Origin of the sequence: Sphingomonas sp., from assembly GCF_019746665.1 — a bacterium.
Lineage (GTDB): Bacteria > Pseudomonadota > Alphaproteobacteria > Sphingomonadales > Sphingomonadaceae > Sphingomonas.
The window spans coordinates 20,030-41,985 of record NZ_JAIERS010000009.1; the positions used below are offsets into that span (position 1 = coordinate 20,030).

General features: G+C 66.3%; 20 protein-coding genes. 6 read left to right on the forward strand and 14 right to left on the reverse strand.

Annotated features, from left to right (window positions below):
• Positions 1–15: 15 nt before the first annotated feature.
• The 7 genes from K2X73_RS07760 to K2X73_RS07790 are packed head-to-tail and all read right to left on the reverse strand — an operon-like array spanning position 16 to position 7,498.
• Positions 16–417: a VOC family protein gene (locus K2X73_RS07760; protein WP_294109672.1), complete on the reverse strand. Its 402-nt coding sequence runs from the start codon at positions 415–417 to the stop codon at positions 16–18.
• Positions 407–1,576 carry an acyltransferase gene (locus K2X73_RS07765; RefSeq protein ID WP_294109674.1) on the reverse strand — a complete coding sequence of 390 codons (1,170 nt, stop codon included), beginning with the start codon at positions 1,574–1,576 and terminating at the stop codon, positions 407–409. The genes K2X73_RS07760 and K2X73_RS07765 overlap by 11 nt, the downstream gene beginning before the upstream one ends.
• A 1-nt stretch (position 1,577) precedes the next feature.
• The gene (locus K2X73_RS07770; protein WP_294109676.1) at positions 1,578–2,684 is read right to left on the reverse strand and encodes a hypothetical protein; all 1,107 of its coding nucleotides are present in this window, start codon (positions 2,682–2,684) and stop codon (positions 1,578–1,580) included.
• On the reverse strand, positions 2,684–4,228 hold the full coding sequence (locus tag K2X73_RS07775) for an MBOAT family O-acyltransferase (protein ID WP_294109678.1): 1,545 nt from the start codon (positions 4,226–4,228) through the stop codon (positions 2,684–2,686). Before K2X73_RS07775 ends, K2X73_RS07770 begins: the two co-directional genes overlap by 1 nt.
• Before the next feature lie 18 nt (positions 4,229–4,246).
• On the reverse strand, positions 4,247–5,173 hold the full coding sequence (locus K2X73_RS07780; protein WP_294109682.1) for a class I SAM-dependent methyltransferase: 927 nt from the start codon (positions 5,171–5,173) through the stop codon (positions 4,247–4,249).
• The gene (locus tag K2X73_RS07785; RefSeq protein ID WP_294109685.1) at positions 5,170–7,068 is read right to left on the reverse strand and encodes an HAD-IIIC family phosphatase; all 1,899 of its coding nucleotides are present in this window, start codon (positions 7,066–7,068) and stop codon (positions 5,170–5,172) included. The genes K2X73_RS07780 and K2X73_RS07785 overlap by 4 nt, the downstream gene beginning before the upstream one ends.
• Positions 7,069–7,090: 22 nt before the next feature.
• Complete coding sequence (locus tag K2X73_RS07790; protein ID WP_294109687.1) at positions 7,091–7,498, reverse strand: acyl carrier protein; 408 nt, start codon at positions 7,496–7,498, stop codon at positions 7,091–7,093.
• Here K2X73_RS07790 and K2X73_RS07795 point away from each other — a divergent pair.
• Positions 7,497–8,450: a NosD domain-containing protein gene (locus tag K2X73_RS07795; RefSeq protein WP_294109689.1), complete on the forward strand. Its 954-nt coding sequence runs from the start codon at positions 7,497–7,499 to the stop codon at positions 8,448–8,450. The genes K2X73_RS07790 and K2X73_RS07795 overlap by 2 nt on opposite strands.
• A 40-nt stretch (positions 8,451–8,490) precedes the next feature.
• Here the strand turns inward: K2X73_RS07795 and K2X73_RS07800 are convergent, their stop codons facing one another.
• From K2X73_RS07800 to K2X73_RS07815, 4 genes are all read right to left on the reverse strand, one after another.
• Entirely contained in the window at positions 8,491–9,753 is a 1,263-nt protein-coding gene (locus tag K2X73_RS07800; protein ID WP_294109693.1) for a GNVR domain-containing protein, read from the reverse strand.
• Between the two features lie 98 nt (positions 9,754–9,851).
• The gene (locus K2X73_RS07805) at positions 9,852–11,798 is read right to left on the reverse strand and encodes a hypothetical protein (protein WP_294109697.1); all 1,947 of its coding nucleotides are present in this window, start codon (positions 11,796–11,798) and stop codon (positions 9,852–9,854) included.
• On the reverse strand, positions 11,799–12,263 hold the full coding sequence (locus K2X73_RS07810; RefSeq protein ID WP_294109699.1) for a hypothetical protein: 465 nt from the start codon (positions 12,261–12,263) through the stop codon (positions 11,799–11,801).
• A 105-nt stretch (positions 12,264–12,368) separates the two neighbouring features.
• The gene (locus K2X73_RS07815; protein ID WP_294109701.1) at positions 12,369–12,734 is read right to left on the reverse strand and encodes an acyltransferase; all 366 of its coding nucleotides are present in this window, start codon (positions 12,732–12,734) and stop codon (positions 12,369–12,371) included.
• A gap of 80 nt (positions 12,735–12,814) precedes the next feature.
• Here K2X73_RS07815 and K2X73_RS07820 point away from each other — a divergent pair, with 80 nt between their 5' ends.
• Positions 12,815–13,273: a DapH/DapD/GlmU-related protein gene (locus K2X73_RS07820; protein ID WP_294109703.1), complete on the forward strand. Its 459-nt coding sequence runs from the start codon at positions 12,815–12,817 to the stop codon at positions 13,271–13,273.
• Between the two features lie 14 nt (positions 13,274–13,287).
• The gene (locus tag K2X73_RS07825; RefSeq protein WP_294109705.1) at positions 13,288–14,145 is read left to right on the forward strand and encodes a glycosyltransferase; all 858 of its coding nucleotides are present in this window, start codon (positions 13,288–13,290) and stop codon (positions 14,143–14,145) included.
• 3 nt (positions 14,146–14,148) lie between these two features.
• Here K2X73_RS07825 and K2X73_RS07830 read toward each other — a convergent pair whose 3' ends face one another.
• Positions 14,149–14,856 carry a methyltransferase domain-containing protein gene (locus K2X73_RS07830; protein ID WP_294109707.1) on the reverse strand — a complete coding sequence of 236 codons (708 nt, stop codon included), beginning with the start codon at positions 14,854–14,856 and terminating at the stop codon, positions 14,149–14,151.
• Positions 14,853–16,721, reverse strand: a complete 1,869-nt coding sequence (locus K2X73_RS07835; protein ID WP_294109709.1) for an ABC transporter ATP-binding protein — start codon at positions 16,719–16,721, stop codon at positions 14,853–14,855. The genes K2X73_RS07830 and K2X73_RS07835 overlap by 4 nt, the downstream gene beginning before the upstream one ends.
• Positions 16,722–16,923: 202 nt before the next feature.
• Between K2X73_RS07835 and K2X73_RS07840 the strand changes: the two genes are divergently transcribed.
• Together K2X73_RS07840 and K2X73_RS07845 are read left to right on the forward strand one after the other, a co-directional pair.
• A complete protein-coding gene (locus K2X73_RS07840; RefSeq protein WP_294109711.1) occupies positions 16,924–18,276 on the forward strand; it encodes an HlyD family type I secretion periplasmic adaptor subunit in 1,353 nt (450 codons plus the stop codon).
• A 4-nt stretch (positions 18,277–18,280) separates the two neighbouring features.
• Positions 18,281–20,026, forward strand: coding sequence for a type I secretion system permease/ATPase (locus K2X73_RS07845; protein WP_294109713.1), 1,746 nt, complete (start codon positions 18,281–18,283; stop codon positions 20,024–20,026).
• A gap of 93 nt (positions 20,027–20,119) precedes the next feature.
• Here K2X73_RS07845 and K2X73_RS07850 read toward each other — a convergent pair whose 3' ends face one another.
• Positions 20,120–21,220, reverse strand: a complete 1,101-nt coding sequence (locus K2X73_RS07850; protein WP_294109714.1) for a glycosyltransferase family 4 protein — start codon at positions 21,218–21,220, stop codon at positions 20,120–20,122.
• Positions 21,221–21,335: 115 nt separating this feature from the next.
• Between K2X73_RS07850 and K2X73_RS07855 the strand changes: the two genes are divergently transcribed.
• A partial coding sequence (locus tag K2X73_RS07855; protein ID WP_294109716.1) for a glycosyltransferase family 2 protein occupies positions 21,336–21,956 on the forward strand: 621 nt, incomplete at its 3' end.

A 21,956-nucleotide genomic window follows, 5' to 3' on the forward strand; every position in this document is an offset into this window, starting at 1 on the left:
CGCGCGGCCTGGCGCTCACAAGGGTTGTACGAACTCGACGATGATACCGCGGGTCGCGATCGGCGGCAGGAAATTGCACAGGAAAGGCCCCGCGCCCTTTACCGGCTCGGGCTCGATCAGCGGCGTGCCCTCCGCCGCGAAGCGCGCCATCGTCGCGCGCAAATCGGGCACAGCCAGGGCGATATGGTGCAGGCCCCCCGCTCCCTTGTTGAACTTTAGCAGTGGTCCGCCATCGGGCACGACGAACTCGATCGGCGAGCTGCCCGGCGCCGCCTGGGTGAAAATGCACAAGGCGTGAAATTGCGGGACATAACCGCGATAATCCTCGCTCAGCCCGAGCAGCGCCATCTGCCGGGCGACCGCCTCTTCATCGGGCTGGACGATGCCGACATGATGCAGGGGAAGATCATGAAACATGGGGCGCCTCCGGCTTGGTAAACATCGCCGCCCGGGCGACCAGCCAGCGCCGGCAAGGGATTTCGATCCAGCGATAGCTCGCCATCGCGATCAGGGTCGACAGGGCGATTCCGGTGATCAGCGCGAGAAGCGCGCCGGGCACGTCGGCGGGGCGCCACATCGGGAACAGCCCGGTGAACAGGATCAGCCCAACCGCGAGATGGACCATATAGACCGAATAGGAAATCTCACCGAGATAGACCGGCAACGGCGCCGACCAGAAGCGCAGCGCGCGGTAGCGCGCCGCATCCGCCGCGAAGAACACCAGCCCGGCAAGCCCGAGCACCGCCAGCGCGGCGCAGGCGGGGGCCAAGGTTTTGGCGACCGTCGCCCCCACGGTGAGCAGCGCCACGACGGCGGCGCCGCTCGCGGCAAAGCCGGCCGGCGCCAGTCGGGCACCCGCCGAACGGGTCTCCCCGAAGCGGTAGAGGATCATGCCGAGCATGAATTCAGGCACGATCCGCAAAATGCCCACATTCCAGGTCAGCCGCGTCAGCTCGGTGTGCAACAGCTTGTCGATCGCCAGCGCGAGCAACAGGAAGAACGCCGCCACGATCACGACGCGAGCGCCATCGCCGCCGGGCAAATGGCGCCGAGCGACGATGAAGATCGGGAACAGCAGATAGGCGAACCATTCGGCACTGATCGACCAGGACGGCTGGTTGAGCCACAATTGGCTGGTGGCCCCCCAGGCATGGATCAGGGTGAGATGCGCGACGAACGCGCGCATCGCCGCGTTGCGTTGCTCGGGCTCCAACGCATCGGCACCGAGCCAGACATCGGCGCGCAGCAGCCCCCGCTGCGCGAGCACCGCCAACAGCAGGAACACCGCCAGCGTGACGAGATGCATGGGGTAGATACGCGCGAACCGCTTCACGAGGAACGACCAATAGTTGAACGCCCCACGCTGGATCTGCGGCAGATAGACATGGGTGAGGATGAAGCCCGACAGCACGAAGAAGAAATCCACGCCGAGATAACCCTGGCCGAGCACCGGAATCGCCTCGATCCCCGGTACGGCGGTGAAATGGGTGTAGTGAAACAGCACCACCCAGGCGGCGGCGAGGTATCGAAGCCCGGTGAGGGCCGCGATGTCGCGTGGAAATGGCGGCGGCGTCACCTCAGGGCACCGCCCGGTCGGAGCGCCGGGCGGCGGACTGCGCCTCCAGCCGGGCGCTCAACAGCTTGGCGAGCCGCGCGGTCGCGAGGCGCGTGCCGAAGCGGTTGAAATGGCCGTAATCGGCGAAGAGCCCGGGATTATCGGCGAACGATCCGAAATCGAGCACCGGCCCCAGCCGCTGGTAAAAGTCGAGATCGCCAATGCCGCGGTGATCGGCATAGCCCGGCAAGTACAGAAAAATCAGCTTGGCGCCGCGCGCCCGCGCGAGGGCGGCGATCTGCCGGGTATAATGACGCTCGACCGCGAATTCGAGGTCGCCCGCCGCCGCCGGCAGGAAGCGCGCGCGCCCCTCGGGCTTGGCCGCGCGCTGCTCGGCGAGCTCGGTGGCGCTATGAACCTTTTCGCGATCGACGATGCGGCCGTCAGGCAGACGGAAGCTCTTGCTCGAATCCAAATTTGGCCCGGCATAATGCTTGGGATCGAGCCGGGGGGCATCGCCGAACAGCGTCGGCGCCTGTGACTGGATGAACAGCGAGAGCTGGCGATAGGGGAGCGCGGCGAGCGCGTCCAGATAATCGCGGTTGAGCAGCGCCGGAGCGCTTATCACGTCGCGCGCGTCGGCGAGATCGCGGAACGCGGGATGCCCATCGCGCGGCATCCGCTCGATCACCGAGAGGATCAGCAGCTTTACCTCGGGATGGCGGGCAAGGAGGCGCTTGACGAGAACATAATGCATGTTCCGTCCCTCTTGCGGCATCGCCAGATTGGCGACGTTCAGCGGACGATCGAGCCGCGCGCGGAGTTGGGACTGCAGCCCCGGCCCGCTAACCCCCGCCTCAAGCCGCGAATTGCCGATGATCGCGATATCGATCGGCGTCGGGTCGAACTCGATCCGCTCATAGCGCCATTGGCTGCGGAACTGGATCGTCTTCGCCAGCTGCTGGTAGCGGATATAGGGATCATGGGGCAGCGCGACCAGCGCCGCCGCCGCGACGAGCGCGGTCGCGAAGCTTGTCAACGCGAGCAGCAGCGGTGACGACCAGCGCAGCTCGATCGCCGCCGGTGCCGGTGCCTTGCCTTTGGGCTCCAGGGTTGCCGCGCGCGCCATCAGAAGTTGAAGTAGATGAACTCGGTGGTGCCACGCGAGATGAAAACGATGCCCAGCATCAGGATCAGCCCGGTCACCACGCTCCACCCCAGGGTCGGGCGCCAATGATACGAGATCGGCGGCAGCCCCACGCTACGCCACTTCTTCCACTCAAGCGCCGGCGTTACCCCGGTCATGAAATGCTGCGTGTTGGGCAACAGCGCGACGATCAGGGCGCCGACCATCAGAACCAGCGCCATGCCCGCCGCGCCGAAAGGGACGCGCGTCGGCCAATCGCCGGCCAGCGAATGCAAGCCCAGCATGTCGGCGAAGAACTGCCCCGTCACCCCGACATCGGCGGCGCGGAACGGCACCACTGCGGCGACGAAGCAGGTGACCGTCAGCACATGGGCCAAGGCGCGCTCCCAGCCCGGTTCGACCCGCCCCTTGCGGCGCTTCTTGGTCGCGAAGGCCCAGGCTTCATAGCTCGCGACGAACACGCCGTGCATCGCGCCGAAGATGAAGAAGTTCCACCCTGCCCCGTGCCAGGCGCCGATGATCACCATCGCAAGGAAAGTCGGCAGCAGTGTCGACAGCGCCAGAAACGCGAGCGCGCCGCTGCTATGCCCGGCCGCCCAGCGCGCGAGCGGGATCGAGAGCGGCTGGAAGATGTAGCTCTGAACGAAGCGGCTGAGCGTCATGTGCCAGCGCCGCCACAGCTCGGCCATGTTGCGCGCGCGCAGCGGCGAATGGAAGTTGAGCGGCATCACCACGCCGAACATGCGCGCGAGGCCAATCGCCATGTCGGAATAGCCGGAAAAGTCGAAATAGATTTGCAGCGTATAGGCGGCCGCGGCCAGCCATGCGCCAACCATGCCGGGCGCCGCCCCGTCACGCGCCGCGTCGAAAATGGGCGTCGCGTAAAGCGCGGCCGTATCGGCGAGCACGGTTTTCTTGAACAGGCCGATCGCGAAGATGGTGAGCCCCGCGACCATGTCGCGCCCGGCCGCCGTACGTCGCGGCGGCGCGGCGAGCTGCGGCTCGAGCTCTGAATAATGAACGATCGGCCCCGCGATCAGCTGCGGGAAGAAGAGCACGAAAGTGCTAAACTCGCTCACCCCGCCCAGCCGAACCTTGCCGCGCGCGATATCGAACAGCAGCGCGATCTTCTGGAAAGTGAAGAATGAAATCGCGAGCGGCAGCACGATCCGGCCGACACCGATGTCGGTGCCGAGCAGCGCATTGATGTTGTCGATGAAGAAATTGAAATATTTGAAATAAAAGAGCAGCGCCAGGTTAAACCCGACGCCACCGATGAGCAGCCAGTTGCGACGGCGTTTGCGCTCGGCCGGTGTTCGTTGCAGCAGCTGGCCGACCGCGTAATTCACCATCATCGCCGCGATCAGCAGCAGCGCGTAACGCGGCGCCCAATAGGCATAGAAAAACAGGCTGGCCAGGATCAGCCACCACAGCCGCGGCCGATGCCAGGGCAAAGCCGCCAACAGCCAATAGCCGGTCAACGTGACTGGCAGAAAGCCGAAAATGAAGACGATCGAGTTGAACAACATGGCGGTGGCGGACGATCAGGCGCGCTCGGCGATCACCGAGCAGGTGACGGCGGCCTTGCGCTTGAGCGCCTTGCCGAGCGGCATCGCCTGGGTGGTGTGCGCCGCGAACTCCAGAACGCGGAAGCCGCCCGCGCGCAACATCGCCTCGACTTCCTCGGGCGCGCGCAGCAGCTGGATGTGGTCGGGCATCGGCGCGTTCAGCGGGATGTTGACGAACAACACGCCGCCGGGCGCCAGCAGCGCGCCAACGGTTTCAAGCGCACGTCCCGGCTCCTCCAGATGCTCAAGTAGATGGCTCAGGATCACCAGGTCGAAGCGCTCGCCGGTCGAGCGCGCCTCGTGCATGTCCTGCACCGCGAAGCGCGCTTTGCCCACCGCCCCCAGCCGCGCCAACGCGGCGCGGGTGTGATCGAGCGACACGGGGCTCAAATCCCAGGCCACCGCCTCGTCAAGACCCAGATCGCGCAGCGCGATGAACAGGAGCAGGCCGTGTCCGGAGCCGACCTCGAGCACCTTGCCGCCACGCTGCACCCGCGCCGCCAGCCGCTGGGTGAAGAAGTGCAGCGACGAGGCGTGCATGAACCACAGGACATGGCTGAAGAGCAGCCCGTTCATGTAGCGCTGCATGAACGCGTCGTCGGCGTAGACATGCGCGTTGGTCTCGGCGAAGGTCGAGAAGCGATAGGCGTCGGTGCGCGCGAAATTAAGCTCTTCCTCGCGGATCCGGTCGCACAGCCAGCGGTAATCGGCGGCCGCGCCCGCGACATTGTCCGCCGCGAGTTCGAGCACGGCGGCCGCCATCCGATCGCTGGTGTCGAGCAGCGCCTCGGTACGCGCGGCGAAGCTCTTGTCGAGATAGGCCTGATGTTCGGGCCATACCGCGATCACGGCATCGACCAACGCCTGGATCGCGGGCCGGCCGGCATAGGGCGACCCGCTCATGCCGCCACGCGTTCCGGGGTGAGCGCCAGATCGTCGATCCGCATTGGCAGCTCGGGCGGCTGATAGCTTCCCAGGTCAAGCCGCCACCGCGTCGTCCCATTGTCGAGCACGTCATCGGCGGCGAAGCCGAGGCCGGCATAATGCTCGGCCACCATCTTGTTCTTGGCGCTGGGAATGAACTGGCCGATCAGCGCACGCGCCCCGGCCGCGCGCGCGGCGGCGGCGAGGTGCGCGAGTGCCGCCTCCTGCACCCGGCGGCCGAGCACGCGGCAGCTCATCAGCCAGGTATCGATCACCCAGGCGTCGCTGCCCTTGTCGGCGATCAGCACCGAGATCAGCCCATGGTCGCCGAAGCGATCGACGAGCCTGATCTGCGCCAGATGCCGCGCGGGATCGGCCTCGGCCGCCGCGACCTCGGCCTCGGTATAGCGGCGGGTGGTGAGGTTGAACTGATTCGATTTGTTGATGAGCTGCGCGACGCGCGCGCGGTTGCGGGCATCGACCGGGCCGATCGTGCATGTCATTTCGAGCGCGCGGAGATAGCTTTCCATGTCGGACGCGTTCGCCATCAGCTGCGCGCGCTCGGCGAGCGATTGATAGAGATCGGCGCGGTTACGATCCTCGTCGGAGAACGCGATCGCCTCGAAATAGCCGGCGGCGGCGAGCATCCGCGGATAGAGCGCGGGATCCTCGGGCAGCTCCGGTACGCCGACCAGCGGCAGCTCGCGCCGCACCTGCTCGCGCTCGGCCGGGTTGTCGTCAAGGAAGACGAGCGCATCGACGCCGATGTTGAGCGTCGCCGCGATCGCCCGCAGGTTGCTCGCCTTGTCGGTCCAATTGGCCTGGAACACCGCGATATGCTCCTCGCGCAGCAGCATCTCGCTGTGCTCGCGAAAAGGCAGCCGCGCGGCGTCGTCCTCGTTCTTGGAGCACACCGCGAGCACGATGCCACGGGCGCGCAGATCAAGCGCGAGCCGGTGGATCGCGAGGAACGCTTCGCCCATCGCCGAGCCCTGGCCGAGGACGATCCCCTCCAGCCCATCGTCGCCGATCACCCCACCCCACAGGGTGTTGTCGAGATCGAGCACCAGCGCCTTCTTCGCCTTGCCGCGAATCGCGCCGAGCACGCGCGCGACGAGATCGGCATAGGCGGGCACATAATGCGGCGAGAAACCGAGCTTGGCCGAATGCCAGTGCCCGGGGCTTTCCCATTGTTCGAGCCCAATCGATTGGGCGAGCCGTGCAACGTCGACGAGTACGATCGTGCCCGCGCGGGCGAGCGCCGCGAGCCGGGCGTTGAACGCCTCGACCATCGCGAACACCGAGCCGGGCTCCAGCCGATCGAAGCTGCCAAACAGCGGGTCGAGCGGCGGGGCGATCGTCTGGACGAGCAGCGGTCCCTTCATCGCGGGACGCAGCGCGGCGGCGATCATCTCGACCCGCTGGACCGCCGCGTCGACGCGCTCGGCCGCTGCCCCCGCGCCCAGCGCGGCGTGTTCGAAGCCGGCGAGGCGCGCGTCGAGCGCGAGCAGCACCATGTCGGGCGCGGCGCGGCGCAACGCGCTGTTCGCATCGACCGCATCCTGCACCGCGGTGCCATAGCCGCCCTCGACAAGCTCGATCGCCAGCCCGTGGCGCACGCCCGAACCGATGATCGCCGGGCCGAGCAACGACAACGTCCCGTCTCCGATCAATCCCAGCCGTAGCGCCGATAGTGGCGCGGGGGGTGCGGCGAGCGCCCCGACCATTCGCGCGAGCCGCGCGAGCTGGGTCTCGTCCAACCGGTGCGTGGCAAGCCTGACCAGCGCCTCGCCCTGGGGGGCGGCGCCGAGAGCAGCCAGCTGTTGGCGAAAGTCACGCGGCGGTTGCGGCAGCCAAGCCAAGTCGGACAGCATTGTCGCCTCCGGAAGCTAATGCTTAAAGCTTTTGCTTAATCACGTCGACCAACTCTCCAACATTGGCCAAACCTTCGATCTCGCTATTGCTGAATTTGACGCCGAAGGCGCGCTCTACCGCAACAACCAACCGAATATGGCTCAAGCTGTCCCATTCTTCGATATCTTCCGCTGTCGTTTCGCGTGTGATATGCAATTCATCGAGATCGAAGACGTCCGACATGATATCACGCACACGCGTGACGAGTTCGTCGCTCATGATCCGCCTCCCTTGTATGGTATGGCGCGTATCAGCGCAGTGCAGCATTGGCAAGGCGCCCGCGCCGGGATCGGCGTCAGCAGTGGCCGGCGCGGTATCTTTAGCGTTTGGACCGACCAAGCCGAACGCCTCGGCGCGAGTACGCTTGCCCAAGCGGGCAGAGGGCGCCATGCCAACGCGCGAAGGAGATGCTGCAATGCAAGAACGGGCCCGATTACTCGGCGCTGTCGCCCTATTGGGGGTGGCGAGCGGCGCGTGCCAGGCCCAAACGCTCCGCGTGACGCCCGCGACGGTCGACCGCGCTATCGCGAACGCCCAGCCGGGCCAAACTATCGTGCTTGAAGGCGCGCGCTATCCGCGGCTCATGATCCAAGGGCGGCGCTTCAATCGCCCGGTCACGATCGATGCGCGCGCGGCGAGGATCGATGGCATCACAATGCGCAACGTCGAGGGCGTGGTGCTGAACGGTGGCACGATCGAGACCAGCTCGACCGAGGAACATGCCATCGTCATCGATTATTCCCGCGCCGTCGAGGTGCACGAGGCAAGGGTAAGCGGCGCGCGAATTGGAATCGGTGTCGCCCGTAGCCGGGATATCCGGCTGATCGACAATGATCTGGACGGGCTCCGCTCGGACGGAATCAATATCGCCATGTCGCAGTCGGTGGTCATCACCGGCAATCACTGCCACAATTTCAACCCGATCATGCCGGTTTACAGTCCCACTGGAAGGTTGGTGCAAGACGGCGACCATCCCGATTGCATCCAGGGTTGGTCCGCGCCTGGCTATCCGTTGACGGCGGACATCACGATCACCGGCAATCGCGGCGAAGGTTATATGCAGGGTGTGTTCTTCGGCAATGCCGGCGGCCCGCTGGACCGGATGATCGTGAAGAACAACGAGTTCGCGCTCTCGGCATGGAACGGGATCGTTCTCTACACCGCGCGCGATTCGGAGGTGTCCAACAATATCATCCGCACGGTTCCGGGCGCGAAGATGCTCAACTATCCCTTCGGGCGCATCACCTCCTGGATCCGGACCTTCGACGGCGCACGCAACAAGATTTGCGGCAACAAGGTCGATTATCCGCATGTGAGCGACGGGACCGCGCCCTGCCGTTAAGCGCGCTCCCAGGCGGCGCGAGCTTCGCTTGCCTCGCGGCTTACAATGCAACCGCCCGGCACTGGACGACGCCCAACAGCGGCACATCCAGCGCCCGGAAATCATCGGCACCGCGCACCCGACGGTAGAGCAGCTCGATCAACAGGCTCAGCATCACGCCGAGCGCCAACCCGAGACCGGCCGATCCGGCGATAAGCACCATCGATTTGGGCCCATCCGACTGGCGCGGCGGCACGGCGCTGTCCATCAATGTGATGCCGGATTCGTTCGACGCGGCCTGCTGGCGGAGCTCGGCGGCACGGGCGTTCACCTTGGCATATTGATCGCGCAGTACCTCGACATCGGTTTCGAGTCGCTTGGCCGTCTCCACCTTGTCGCGCTGCGCGAGCACCTTCGCCCGGGCTGAATTGACGTCACCGCCACCGCCGCCGAGCACCAACCGTGGCGCCGGGGCGGCGCTCGCCCGCGAACTGGCGACGATCGCCGCGCGCTGCTGGCGCAGTTCCTGAAGCACCGGGTGGTTGTCGCCCAACGTGGTCGAGGCCGCCGCGATCTTCGCGTCGATCGCCGCCAACTGTCCGGCATTGGGGTCGCTCGCCCCGCCGCCGCCGACGATTGTCGAGCTAGGGGGTGTCTGGCCAGAAAGCGCCTGCAGCCGCGCCGCGTCGGCGTCATTATCCTTGTCGAGCAGCACGATGTTGTTGGCACGCTCGAAGGCGACCTTGCGCTGTTCGGCGGCGATCAGCTTATCGCGCACATCGCGCAGCTGGCGCTCAAACCACGCCGCGTTGCCCGCCGCTTCGCTGCGGCGGGTCTGCAACGTTTCCTCGATATAAGCGTCCCGGACCGCGTCAGCCATCTTCGCCGCGGTTTCGGGGTCGCTCGCGGTATAGCCGATCACCAGCACATTGCTGCCTTCGACGTTATACGGCTTGGTATTTTCCGCGACCCCGCCCGCGAGCCAACGGCGGAAGTCGACGCCTTGGGCGTTGCTCGCCTCATAATCGGCGCGCAACTCGGGCGAGCGCGTCCAGCCGAGCTTGTCGACGACCCGACCGGCGACGCGATAATCCCGGACGAGTTCGGTTTGGGTCGGCAAATAAGCCCGGGCAAAGCTGCTCGAAATTTCCTGACCGGTAACCGGATCGGGCTTGAGCAAATCGAGCAGCACGCGCGCTTCGGCGGTATAGGTCTTGGGCCGCACCAGCGCGGCGGCGATGCCGGCGATAAGGCATGCTGCCGCGGCGAGAACGATGGTGACGCGCCACACCCACAGAATGCGCAGAAATTGCATCAGGCTCATACGCTCACTCGCCAATTGGCTGCCGTCGCCGGCAGCACGAAGCCCGTACCCCCACTCCGCCTAGCTCAAAGCATGGGGTCGAACAAGCGCGCGCGCCCTCACCCCATCCGGCTGATCGCGAACCAATCGGTGCTCATCGTCTGCGGCCCGTTCGATCCATCGGGGGTGCCATAGAGCCAGTCGCCCTTGCTGCCCCATAGCTCCAGCTTGGGCGCCGCGCCGTTCACCGCCGCATAGGGCGTGCGCGCCGCCGGGTTGCCGCTCGCGTCCATCAGCACGCGGCGGTTGGCGGTGGTCGCCCAGCCGCAATCGGCGTTCCACAACCCGATGAAGCCGATGCCCGCGCCAGTGCCGCCAACGAACGGCGAGCCCGGCTCCAAGAGCTGGTTGCGCGCGGAGGAGGCGAGGAAGATCGGGTTGCAGTCGCCCAGCGATAGCGTGCCGGTGCTGAGCGTGCCGCTCATCGTCACCGGATTGTCGCCGAGATACATCACCACCGCGCCGGTCGCGGTGTTGATCGTGCCGAACAGCCAGCGCGGCGTGCCGACGCCGAGCGATACCCCGGTCGAGGCGATGATGCTCTGCGTCCCCGCGCTGTTGGTGCTGACAATGCGCAGCTGGCCGTTGCCCAGCACGAACAGCTGGAACGGCAAATTGGTCTGGCGCCACAGATTGATGAGCGTCTGCTGGGTGTTGAGCACCGCGCACTGGAAATATACCGCGAACGATACCAGCGTGCCATCGGTCATGCCATGCGCCCAGCGGCTCGCGACCGAGATCGCGCCCGACAGGCTGCGCATCGTCGGCGCGGTGACGCTGCTCGCGCGGGTGACATAGATGTCGAGCGCCGAATAGAGCGTGCCGTTGGCGTTGGTCGCGGCGACCACCAGCGTTTGCACGCCATCGGTGAGCGTGCCGGTGCCGGTGCGGGTGATCTGCCCGGTCGCGCTCACCGCGAACTGGCTGTTGAGCGTGCCGTCGAGATTGCCGAGCGCGAAGCGGGTGGCGGTGCCGGTATAGACCAGTTGCCCCACCACCGCGCCCGCCGCCGCGTCGATCGGGCAGCGCATTTCCATCGGCGGCACGAACGGAGCGCCGGTGCCTTCGCTCGCGGCGTGCATGTCGCGGCGGATCAGCGCGTAGCGGGTATTGCCGTAGCGGCCCTGGTGCTTGGTATCGAGCAGCTGCCAGCCGCCCGCGCCGCAGCGGTACATGGTGTTGGTCGCGGTGGCCCAGATCAGCGCGCCATCGGTGCCCGCGCCGCCGATCGTCGGCGCGCTCGCCTGGCTGGTGATCGCGGGGTCGCCGTCCGCGAAATCGCCGCTCGCCGTGGGATAGCCGCGACACGAATAAGGGATCACGCCCAGCTGGATCGCGAGCGCGTCGGCATTGGCGGGGTTGGGGCTCTCCAGCTCACGCATCAGGCGCAGCGTGCGCGCGTAGAAATTGGCGCGGCGCCCATGGGTGGCGAGCATGTCGCGGCGATGATAGGCGTGGTCGGCGCCGAAATTGGTGCCCGCCTGCGAGTTGCTTTCGGGCGGGGCGAGATCGAAGAAATAATCGTAACCGCCGGGCACCTGCGCGGCCATCGTGGCGAAATTGGCCTTCACCTGATCGGGCCAGTTGCGCGCCCAGCCGGTGACGCCGGTGTTGTAATCGTTGAGCCCGCCCGAGAAGAATTGGATGCGGTTCATCTGCGCGGCGTAGTTGGTGCGGCAATAGCTGACGTTGCTGGCGATCTTGGCCGTGTTCTGGCCGCTGTCGCCGCCATTGCCATAATAGTTGGCGGTGACGGTGCTGCTGAGGCCGACCAGATTGAAGGCCTGGCTCGTGGGGCCGCTCGCGACGGCGGCGCGCATCCGGGCCACAAGGTCTTGGCCCGAGGGCGCGCCCACGCCAAAGGTCGTGCTGTCGCCGAACGCATTGCCGGCCTGGGTGATCGCGAAGCTCGCCGGCCGAGTGATGATGGGGAAGGTGGCGGCGACGGCCGAGGGGGCGCGAAGGCTATCGCGCAGCCGCCGGAAGGGGTTCGGGAAGAGCGCCATTTACCACTCACGCGCCCAGACGGGCGTGCTGGCCACGGTGCAGATGATCGACACCGCGCCCGTGCCGACCTGGGTTGTCGGCGTTTCATAATAGCCGCCCGCCGGGATCATCAGGCTGCGATAGTCCTGGGTCGCGGTCGCGAGGTCGTTTATGTAGCAGGCACCATTCGACTGGTTCTGGACGGCGAAACCGCGACGTGCGGCATTGGCCGGCATCAGCAGTTGCGCGACGGCGGCGCTGGAGACGATCGCCCCGCGATCGGTAGCGCTGGCCCGCGCAACGGTGTCGACGGGGAGCGGATTGCTAAGCGAGATCGCAGCGCAGCTCCCGTCGCTCGCTCGCGCGCAAGGGGCGACGAGCGGGGCGAAATTGGCAGGGGCATCGATCGTTTTCGCACTCTGCGCTTGGGCCGGCAGCGCGGCGCAAGCGAGGGCAATCGCCAAAATTGGCGGCAAACTCTTCATCTGCTGTTCCTTTTTGATAGGGGGCTTGATTATGTTCGTGTTATGTTCTAATTGAACATCATCCTGTAGGACAGCCCCAAGCGAAATGACTGCGTATTGGCGATGTCAGGCTGACGTTTCGTCGATCGGGCGCGCGGGATTGCCGATCACAGTGACGCCATCGGGTATGTCGCGGTTAACCAGCGCACCCGCCAGCACCACGCAACCCGCCCCTATGGTCACCCCTGGCAGGACGATCGCACGCGGGCCGATCACCGTGCCACGGCCGATGCGAGTGTCGCAGAACAAGCCGCGGGTCATGTCGTGAGTCAGGATCACGGCTTCCTCGCCGATGATCACATCCGCGGCGATGTGGACACCGCGCGGCCAGGTCCGGTCGATAAGGGCGGTCGTGGCGATGCGCGCGCTTGGATCGATGTTCATCCCCCAGACCCGGGTCTGGATGAACCGTTGCCAGCGCTGACCGAACACCCGCTACCTCGCTGCTTGCGCGGTGCGACGATTATCGCCCTTCCCTGAGCCGCGCAATCCGCGATAGAGGTTTGGCCGTCATGGCGTTGGGCACGATCAACCGGCTCTATAAGCTGCGTCGCCTGATCCTGGAGGGCCGGCGGCGCTGGCTCGCGCTGCGCCACGGGGTCGTGATGGGGGAGAACTCGTCGATATCGCTCTCCGGCCGGGTCGTAAGCGGTGGCAAGGGAAGCATTTCGATCGGCAATGACAGCCTCATCGCCTTCAAGACGCTGCTGGTCGCGCGCGACATGTCCGGCCGGACGCGACCGATCCGGATCGGCCACCGCTGCTTCATCGGCGGCGGCGCGGTGGTGATGCCTGGGGTGACGATCGGCGATGGCTCGATCGTGGGATCGGGCGCGGTGGTATTCGATGATGTTCCCCCCGCCTCGATCGCCGCGGGCAACCCGGCGCGGGTGATCCGCCAAGGAATCGAAGTCGGCAAGCGTGGTCAGCTAAAGGGCAGCGAGCAGAATTGGCCGAGCGAGATACGGTGACACGGCGGGACGGAGTGCTCGACGCCACCATCGCCATCGCCTGCTACAGTCAGGCAGCCTATCTAGCGGAAGCGATCGAATCGGCGCTGGCGCAGGGCGCGGCCGAGGTGATCGTGGTCGATGATGGGTCGACCGATGGCAGCGCGACGGTGGCGCGATCCTTTGCTGGTGTGACCTATCATCACCAGGCCAATGCAGGACTGTCGGCGGCACGTAACACTGGGCTCGCTTTAGCAAGGACGAGCACGATCCTGTTCCTCGACGCGGACGATCGTCTCCGGCCCGGCACGCTCGCGGCGGCAACGGAACGGCTGAGAGCAGCGCCGGGCGCCGCTTTCGTCTATGGCGGCTACCGGGACATCGCTGCCGACGGCGCCCCAATCAGCGAGCATCCGCCGGTCACTAAGCCCGCCAGCTTCGCCGCGCTGCTGCACGACAACTATATCGGCATGCACGGCACGGTGCTTTACGACACGGCTGCGCTGCGCGCGATCGGCGGGTTCGACACGAGCCTGACCAGTTGCGAGGACTGGGATGCGTATCTACGCCTCGCGCGCCACCACCCGATCGCCAGCTATCCACTGATTGCCGCCGACTATCGCCGCCACCCCCACGGCATGTCGCGAAATCTTGCGCGCATGGCCGCGATGACAGAACGGGTGCTGGCCAAGCAGGCCGAGGGACTCAGCGCCGGCGAGGCGGCGGCGCTGCGCGCGGGACGCGACTTCGCGCGGCGCCAGCGCTCGCTCGCGCTGATCGGGGCGATGCGCGCCACGCCCGGGCGCGCGCTGGCCCTGGCTTGGCTCGGATGGCGCCACGACGCGCGCTTTCCGCTTCGGCTTGCGCATGCGGCGCTCCGGCGCCTCGGCTAAGCGCTACCGCGTCGCGCGGACGCCCAGGATTACCGGAAAGCAAGGATCGACCGGCACCAGCTTGCGCCGCGGCACCTCCTCGAGTGCCGCGCCTTGAAGGAAAGCGCAGGCGGCGAAGACATTTCCGTAAACCGCGATCTCTACCTGTCCCTCGCCGAACACCTCGCCGAACAGCCGCTTGGCGGAATGCTCGGTCAACGACCAATACCAGCCCGCGCCCCATTCGTGGCGATCGACGCGGGTGATGCCGGGCACGGTAAGCAACAGCGTCCCCCCCGGGCGCAGCGCGCGGTGGAGCGCGTGGACCGCCGCGCCCATGTTCCAGATCAGGTGCAGTGTCTGGGTAATCACCGCGCAATCGAAACTCGCCTCTGGAAGCGTCGAAGGGTCGGCCAAGTCGCCGATGATCGTCGCGGCGGGACAGTGGGGATCGACATGCAGCACATCACGCCGTTCCGTGCGGTCGCCACCAAAGCGGGCGGTATAGGCGTCGTCGCCGACTTCGAGCGTGCGGCCGGTGATCGCGCCGGCATGGCGGCCGAGAAAATCCTCGATGTAGAACCGATCGATCGGGGTGCCGCGATCGAAGCCGAATCGGTCGCTGAGCGGCGCGGTGCCGCCGAACGCCCCGAAGCCGAGCGGCAGCCCCAGCCCACGCCGCAGCTTGGCCCAGGCGCGGCGCGCACGGCTCGACCTCGGCGGCGCGGTCACGTCGCCGACCCATCGAGCTCGGGCAGTTTCTCCATCCGATGATAGAAATCGAGCGCGCGCAGCGGCCCCTGCTCGACCACCCGTCCGCCCTCGATCACGATGCCGTTCTCGCAGGCGTTGAGCGTGCTGCGCCGATGGCTGATCACGACCGCGGTGCCGAAGCGACGATGCTCGGTCAGCAGCTCGATGATCGTCCCTTCGGACAGGCCGTCGACTGCGTTGGTCGCCTCATCCAGGATCAGCAGGCTCGGCCGTCGGGCGAGTGCGCGTGCGAGACCGATCCGCTGCCGCTGCCCTCCCGAGAGATTGGCGCCGAAAGCGCTGATCCGCGCGTCGTAACCGCCCATCGCCGCGATGAAATCATGCGCATCCGCCAGCCTCGCCGCCTCTTCGACATCGGCGCGCGTCACGCCCGGCGCGCCGAACGCGATATTGTCGGCGACGCTGCCCTCGATCAGATCGATGTCCTGGCCGGCAAGCGCAATTCGCGCGCGCCAGGCGTCTGGATCGTAAGCGGTCACCGGGGTGTCGCCATGGAGAATGCGGCCGCGATCGGGTTCGATCAACCGGGTGAGCAGGTTGATCAGCGTTGATTTGCCCGCGCCAGAGCGGCCGATCAGCGCGGTGGCGCGGCCGATGGGCAGCGTGAAGCTGGCATCGATAACCACTGGCCCGTCGCCATCGGGATATTGGTAGGAGAGTTGCTCGAACCGGATCGGCTGGTCGATCGCGCTGATTGGCTGATACGCGGCATCGGCGTGGACTTCGTCGGGCTGCCCAAGGAGCCATTCGGTATTGCGGATCGAACCCGCCAGCGCCGAGAGATCCAGCACCCCCTGGGTCACCGCAAGGATCTGTGGCTGCAGCCGATATTGCAGCGCGAGGAAAGCGATGATCTCTGGGAGCGTCATCCCAAAACGCTGGGCGAGCAGCAACACCAGCACGAACAGCACCGCCTGGACGATTTCCATCACCGGACCGAAGACGGAACCCAGCTTTTCGCTATTGAACAAGATGCGCCGCAAGTCATCGGACGCGCGGTAGAAACGCTCGGTCATCGCGCCTTGCTGGTTGAACAAGCGCAGCATCCGGGCGAAGTCGATGGTAGCAAGCATCCGCTCGCCCATTTTCTCGTTCGCACTGGACACTTGCTCGCTCAGCTGTTCCATTCGCTTGCCAAGCGCCTGTTGCAGCAAGCGCGCGATCACGGCGCCTACCAGCACGACCAGGAATAATCGCCAGCTTGCATAAGCCGCCAGCGCCCCGAGCACGATCGTCGCCGCCAACGCCCCCGCGATTCCGTAAATTGCTTGGATCGCTTGACCCGTGCGCCAAGTATCGTTCGAGATGATATTCACGAGTTTTGAATATTCATGAACAATATAAAAGCGATACGGTACACGCAATAGCTTGCGCGCGACGGCATTGCGCACGTCGGCTTGAGCGAAACCATCGATCCGCGAGATGACGAGCCAGCCGAGCGTCAACACCACCGCCTTGATGATCAACAACCCAACCATCGCGATCGCCAGCGCCTCGATCGCATGACCGGGATAGAGCCGGTTGGCCTCGCCCACGATCCGCTGCATCATCTCGCCGAATTCATCCGAGATCAGGCTCGATCGTCCGGCCATCATCACCGTCAGCAGCGGAATGATCAGCCCGATGCTCGCCCCTTCCAGCGCGGTCGACACCAGCATGACGAGCACGACGAAGGGCAGCGCGCGCATATATTTGCGCTCGATCACCGCCAGCGGTCGGTTGGACCCGCCGCTGCCGATCCGAAAGAAGATGTTGGCGAGCGCGTCGAGATCGATGCCGCCCAGCCCTTTGCGCGGCGCGCGCGCCGCCCCGGTATCGTCCATGGCCCCCTCTATAGGGAAGAATCCGCCCCCCGCATCAACTGGATTTGCCTGGCCGTCTCAGTCCGGGCAGCGGTTCGTCGCAACGGCGCCGAACAAGGCGCATGTGCAGGAGAAGGGTAACCAAAAATAATCCCTTGGATGGCATTGCCTTGGTAAAGCCAGCGCCAACCAGAAATCGGCATGGCGAGGGGAAGTTCACCTTATGTCGCCGCCGATCGCGCCTGCTGAATTCCAAAAGCACTTCGTGCCCTTGGCCAACGCCGGATTGCCAGCGCGCGCGGAGCGCCTGCGGCGACATCGCCGCCGGGCGGGACTGATCATTATCCTGCTCGCGCTGCTTGGCGGTGGCGGGGGCGCGGTGATCCCGCTCGGCGGCGCGGTGATCGCCTCCGGCCAGGTCGAGGTTGCGTCGCGCGTCAAGAAGGTGGCGCATCCGCGCGGCGGGGTCGTAGCCCAGTTGCTTGTGCGCGAAGGCCAGCATGTCGAGCGGGGCGCGCCGCTGCTCCGGCTCGATAGCAGCAGCGCGAGCGCCGACGATACCTATAGCACGCTCAGCATCGATCAGATGGTCGCGCGCCGCGCCAGGCTCGAAGCCGAGGCCGCCGGCGCCTCCATGATCCACTGGCCACGCCCGCTCGCGGCGCGGCGTGACTCCGCCGCCCAGAGCGCGATTGCGCGCGAGGCACAAATGTTCGCGATCCACCGTGCCGAAGCGAGCGGGGCTACCGCCGGCATCGCCGCGCGGGTTGCTCAATATGAGGCGGAACTCACCGGATACCGTGCCCAGCTCGAGGCGGTGCGCCAGCAGACGGTGCTGATCCAGCCCGAGCTGGACGGTATCGAGCAGCTTTACAAAAAGGGCTTGGCGCCGATCAGCCGCCGCAACCAGCTCGAGCGTTCGGCGATGGAGCTGCAGGGCAGCCTTGGCTCACTTCAGGCGACGATTGCGCAGACGAGCGGCAAAATCACCGAAGCCCGCGCGCTGCTCCGCCAGCAGCGCAGCGAACGTCGCGCCGAGGCGGGCAAGGAGCTCGCCCAACTCGAAACAATGCTCAACCAGCAGCGGATCGCGGCCGCAAATGCCGCGGACACGCTCGGCCAGACCGTGTTGCGCGCGCCGCATAGCGGCACCGTCAACCATTTGAGCGTATCGGCGGTGGGCGAGGTGATCACGCCGGGCACGCCGGTAATGGATATCGTGCCCGATCGCGACGCGCTGGTGGTGACGCTCGCCGTCGCTCTGACCGACATCGACCAGCTGACGCAAGGCCAACCGGCGCGGCTGCGCTTCACCGCGTTCAACCGCGCCGCGACCCCCGAAATCGCCGGCACCGTGCGCTACGTTCCGCCCGATCGCACGACGAGCGAAGACGGCAAGACGAGCTTCTACCGCGTGCAAGTGGCGATCGACGCCGCCGATCTCGCCCGCCATCCCTCGATCAAACTGAAGCAGGGTATGCCGGTCGAGGCCCAGATCAGCACCGGCACGCGGTCGCTCCTGTCTTACCTGCTGAAACCCCTGAGCGACCAAGTCGCCCGCGCCTTCAAGGATTGATGTGATGACGCTCCTTCCTCCCGGCACCGGCGTCCTCGGCCAGACGCTGCGCGGACATTTCGGCACTTTCGTCACCGTCGCGGGCCTGACCGCGCTGCTCAACATCCTGCTGCTCGGCGGCTCGGTCTACATGATGCTCGTCTATGATTCGGCACTGCCGAGCGCGAGCGTACCGTCGCTGCTGTTCCTCTTTGCCGGGGTCACGATGGTCTATGTGCTGCAAGCGCTGATCGAGACGACGCGTGCCGGATTGCTGACCGATCTGGGCAGCGCGGTCGATGAGGAGCTGACGCCGCATGTCCAGCACGCGATGGCGCGCCGGCTGCTTGGCGGCGGCGCGATCGAGGGCGACGGGCTAACCCCGATGCGCGATCTGGACCAGATTCGCGGCTTCCTGGCGAGCGCCGGCCCCGCCGCCTTTTTCGATCTGCCGTGGATTCTTTTCTTCCTCGGCGTGTTGAGCCTGCTCCACCCCTGGCTCGGTGTCGCGACCTTGCTGGGGGCGGCCGTGATGGTGGGGCTCACCTATGCGACCCACCTCAGCTCCCGCGCGCCCAGCCGCGAGCTCGCCGGGGTGACGGCCGCCCGCTTCGCCTCGGCCGAACGGGTGGTACATCATGTCGAAACGCTCGCCGCGCTGGGAATGCTCGGCCGTGCGCAACAGCGTTTCGTCACGGTCCATGCGCGCTACCTCACCGCGCAGGAACAGCTCGCGGCGCTCGTCGGGCGCTATGGTGGCGCGAGCCGCACTTTTCGCATGTTCCTGCAATCAGGCGTGCTGACGGTGGGGGCGCTCCTCGTCCTCTCGGGTCAAGCGAGCGCGGGGGTGATCTTTGCCTCGTCGATCCTCTCGGCCCGCGCGCTGGGGCCGATCGACGTCGCGATCGCCAATTGGCGCGGCTTCGCCGGTGCGCAGACCTCGTGGCGGCGGCTCAACGCGCTGCTCGCCGCGCATCCGGAGCCGGTGCGCCACGGCCTGGCCTTGCCCTATCCGCGCCGCGACCTGAGCGTCACCGCGCTCGCCGTCGCCGCGCCGGGCAGCGATCGGCTGCTGCTCCAGGGCATCGATCTGCGCCTGAAGGCGGGCGACGTGTTGGGTGTGATTGGGCCGAGCGCCGCCGGCAAAAGCAGCCTCGCCCGCGCACTGCTCGGGCTGTGGGCGCCGGCGCGCGGCAGCGTGCGCTATGATGGCGCGACACCGGATCAATGGGACTGGGATCGGCTGGGCGCCGTGATCGGCTATCTGCCGCAGAGCGTCGAGCTGTTCGACGGGACGATCGCGGAGAATATCGCGCGGTTCGATCCCAACGCCCAGGGGGCGGCGATCGTCGACGCGGCGCGCCTGGCGGGCGTTCACGAGCTGATCGTGGCGCTGCCCCAGGGCTATGACACGCCGGTCGGGCACAATGGCGTCGGCCTCTCGGCCGGGCAGCGCCAGCGCATCGGCCTCGCCCGCGCGCTTTATGGCGAGCCGTTCCTGATCGTGCTCGATGAGCCCAATTCAAACCTCGACATGGCGGGCGAGCAGGCGCTGGCGGCGGCGATCTCGGCATCCCGGGCGCGCGGAGCGATCGTGGTGGTGATCACGCACCGCTCGGCGATCCTCTCCCAAACCACGCATGTGCTGCTGCTCCGCGATGGTCGCAGCGCCGCCTTCGGCCCGCGCGAGCAGGTACTGGCGCGGTTGGAGGAAGCGGCGAAGGGCGCAGGGCCGCTCAAGCAAGCGCCCGCGGCGGCCGCGCTCGCCTGAGCGCACTAGGCACCGCGCCGTGCCGGTGCCCGCCGCCGGTTCACACCATGCCCCTTGATCGTCAGAGCCGACGACCAGCGCGATCGGCGACCGTCAAGCGGCGATGGTCGCCGCGCGCTGCTCCAGCACTGTCTCGACCGCGTCTTCGACCGCCTCGCCCCAGGCATGCCAATTCAGCGTCGTTTCGTACCGCGCGCGCGCGGCCATGGTCATCCTCACATAGCCCGTCGCATCGCGCCACAGCGCGAGGATGCGTTCGGCATAGGCCGCCGGCCCCGCTTCCAGCGGCAACAACAAGCCCGTCTCGCCCTCGCGCACGACGGTTGGCACCCCCCCGGTCGCGGTAGCGACGACGGGAAGGCCATAGGAAGCGGCCTCGCAGAACACCATGCCAAACGCTTCCGCCCGGCTCGGCATGAAGAACAGCGAGCTGCTATCGAAAAGGCCGGTGAGCCGCGCGAAATCGGCCGGCTTCGCCTTGTCCAATCGGCCATGGACGTGCACCCCGGCCAACCCCATCGCGGTCTGGGGCTGGCAGCCGACGATGTGCAGTTCGCAATCCGGCAGCTGGGCGCGGAGCAAACGCCACGTGGCGAGCACGAGTTCGCCGCCCTTGCGCTGCCAATCATACCCCACGAACAATATCTTCAGCCGGTCTCCACGCTGGCGCTCACGCCGTCCGGGATCCTGGTCGAGATTGGCGCCGAACGGGACGACGCGCACGCGGCCCTGGTCCATACGGTACAAGCCAAGCGCGGAATCGCGTGCCCATTCCGACGCGAATAAAGACATGCTCGCGTTATCGATAAAACTCTGATAATCTTCATGCCCCGCGCGCTTCACATCTCTGGAGAAGTAGCGGTATTTGTCATAATAATTGACGATGGTTGCAAAGTAACCATCGGTTACATGAATGAGTGGCCACTTGGATTCAAGGCCCATCAATTTATGCGCCGCACCGATGGAGAGCACGACATCGGGCTGGATTTGTTCCAGTCGAGCGTCGATGATCCGGCGATAAAGCGCGCCGAGCAAGCGCCGCTGGCGCACCGACAAGCCATAGCGCTGCAACGAGGCGAACCGCTCCACAACGCGATCAAGGCGTGGCGTGTCCACCAGCACCGTGTCATTGAAGCGCGCGCGGATCTCGCGGAAGCTGTACCAGGGCATCCCGCTCCACGAATCGCGCCGCAACGGCGATGCCAATGACAAATACGCGACGCGCAAAAATCTCTCCCCGTGGCAGCCGATAGCGCTAGATCACGATAAACGGAAATAACTAGTGGCAAGTTTACGTAGAATGGGAAGAGTGACCACGATCATCCCTGCCTACAACGCGGCGGACACGATTGCGCGCACGTTACAATCCGCGCTCGGCCAACATTATGCCCTTCACGAAATCCTGGTGATCGACGACGGATCGACCGACGCCACGGGAGCGATCGCGGAGCAGTTCGCGGCGCGGGATGCGCGGATACGCGTGATCCACCAGGCGAATCGCGGCCTCGCCGGGGCGCGCAACCGCGGGCTCGACGAGGCGACCGGCGATTACATCGCCCCGCTCGACGCGGACGATCTGTGGCACCCCGAAAAGCTGACGCGCCAGGTGGCCGCGATCGAGGCGCGGCCGGGCGCGGGGATGGCCTATGGCTGGTTTCGCCGGATCGACGCCGAGGACCGGGTGCTGCCGGGCTCGGCCGCGCCGCGCGTCGAGGGCTGGGCGTTCCACCGCCATCTGGAGGACAATTTCGTCTCGAACGGCAGCAGCCCGCTGATCCGCGGCGACCTCGCGCGGGCGATCCGCTATGACGAAAGCGTTGATGCGTGCGAGGATTATCTGTTCCAGTTGGAGGTCGTGAGCTGCCCCCTTCTGAGTGGTCCATCGACTATGAGAGTCTGGATCAAGGAAGGGACGACGAATGCCTGCCAA

What these genes read in the sequence shown, in the direction of transcription:
- K2X73_RS07785 (WP_294109685.1), bottom strand. Translation starts at nt 7,068, where the DNA reads ATGCTGTCCGACTTGGCTTGGCTGCCGCAACCGCCGCGTGACTTTCGC.
- K2X73_RS07820 (WP_294109703.1), top strand. Translation starts at nt 12,815, where the DNA reads ATGGCGTTGGGCACGATCAACCGGCTCTATAAGCTGCGTCGCCTGATC.
- K2X73_RS07790 (WP_294109687.1), bottom strand. Translation starts at nt 7,498, where the DNA reads ATGGCGCCCTCTGCCCGCTTGGGCAAGCGTACTCGCGCCGAGGCGTTC.
- K2X73_RS07805 (WP_294109697.1), bottom strand. Translation starts at nt 11,798, where the DNA reads ATGGCGCTCTTCCCGAACCCCTTCCGGCGGCTGCGCGATAGCCTTCGC.
- K2X73_RS07795 (WP_294109689.1), top strand. Translation starts at nt 7,497, where the DNA reads ATGCCAACGCGCGAAGGAGATGCTGCAATGCAAGAACGGGCCCGATTA.
- K2X73_RS07800 (WP_294109693.1), bottom strand. Translation starts at nt 9,753, where the DNA reads ATGAGCCTGATGCAATTTCTGCGCATTCTGTGGGTGTGGCGCGTCACC.
- K2X73_RS07770 (WP_294109676.1), bottom strand. Translation starts at nt 2,684, where the DNA reads ATGGCGCGCGCGGCAACCCTGGAGCCCAAAGGCAAGGCACCGGCACCG.
- K2X73_RS07835 (WP_294109709.1), bottom strand. Translation starts at nt 16,721, where the DNA reads ATGGACGATACCGGGGCGGCGCGCGCGCCGCGCAAAGGGCTGGGCGGC.
- K2X73_RS07760 (WP_294109672.1), bottom strand. Translation starts at nt 417, where the DNA reads ATGTTTCATGATCTTCCCCTGCATCATGTCGGCATCGTCCAGCCCGAT.
- K2X73_RS07840 (WP_294109711.1), top strand. Translation starts at nt 16,924, where the DNA reads ATGTCGCCGCCGATCGCGCCTGCTGAATTCCAAAAGCACTTCGTGCCC.
- K2X73_RS07845 (WP_294109713.1), top strand. Translation starts at nt 18,281, where the DNA reads ATGACGCTCCTTCCTCCCGGCACCGGCGTCCTCGGCCAGACGCTGCGC.
- K2X73_RS07780 (WP_294109682.1), bottom strand. Translation starts at nt 5,173, where the DNA reads ATGAGCGGGTCGCCCTATGCCGGCCGGCCCGCGATCCAGGCGTTGGTC.
- K2X73_RS07810 (WP_294109699.1), bottom strand. Translation starts at nt 12,263, where the DNA reads ATGAAGAGTTTGCCGCCAATTTTGGCGATTGCCCTCGCTTGCGCCGCG.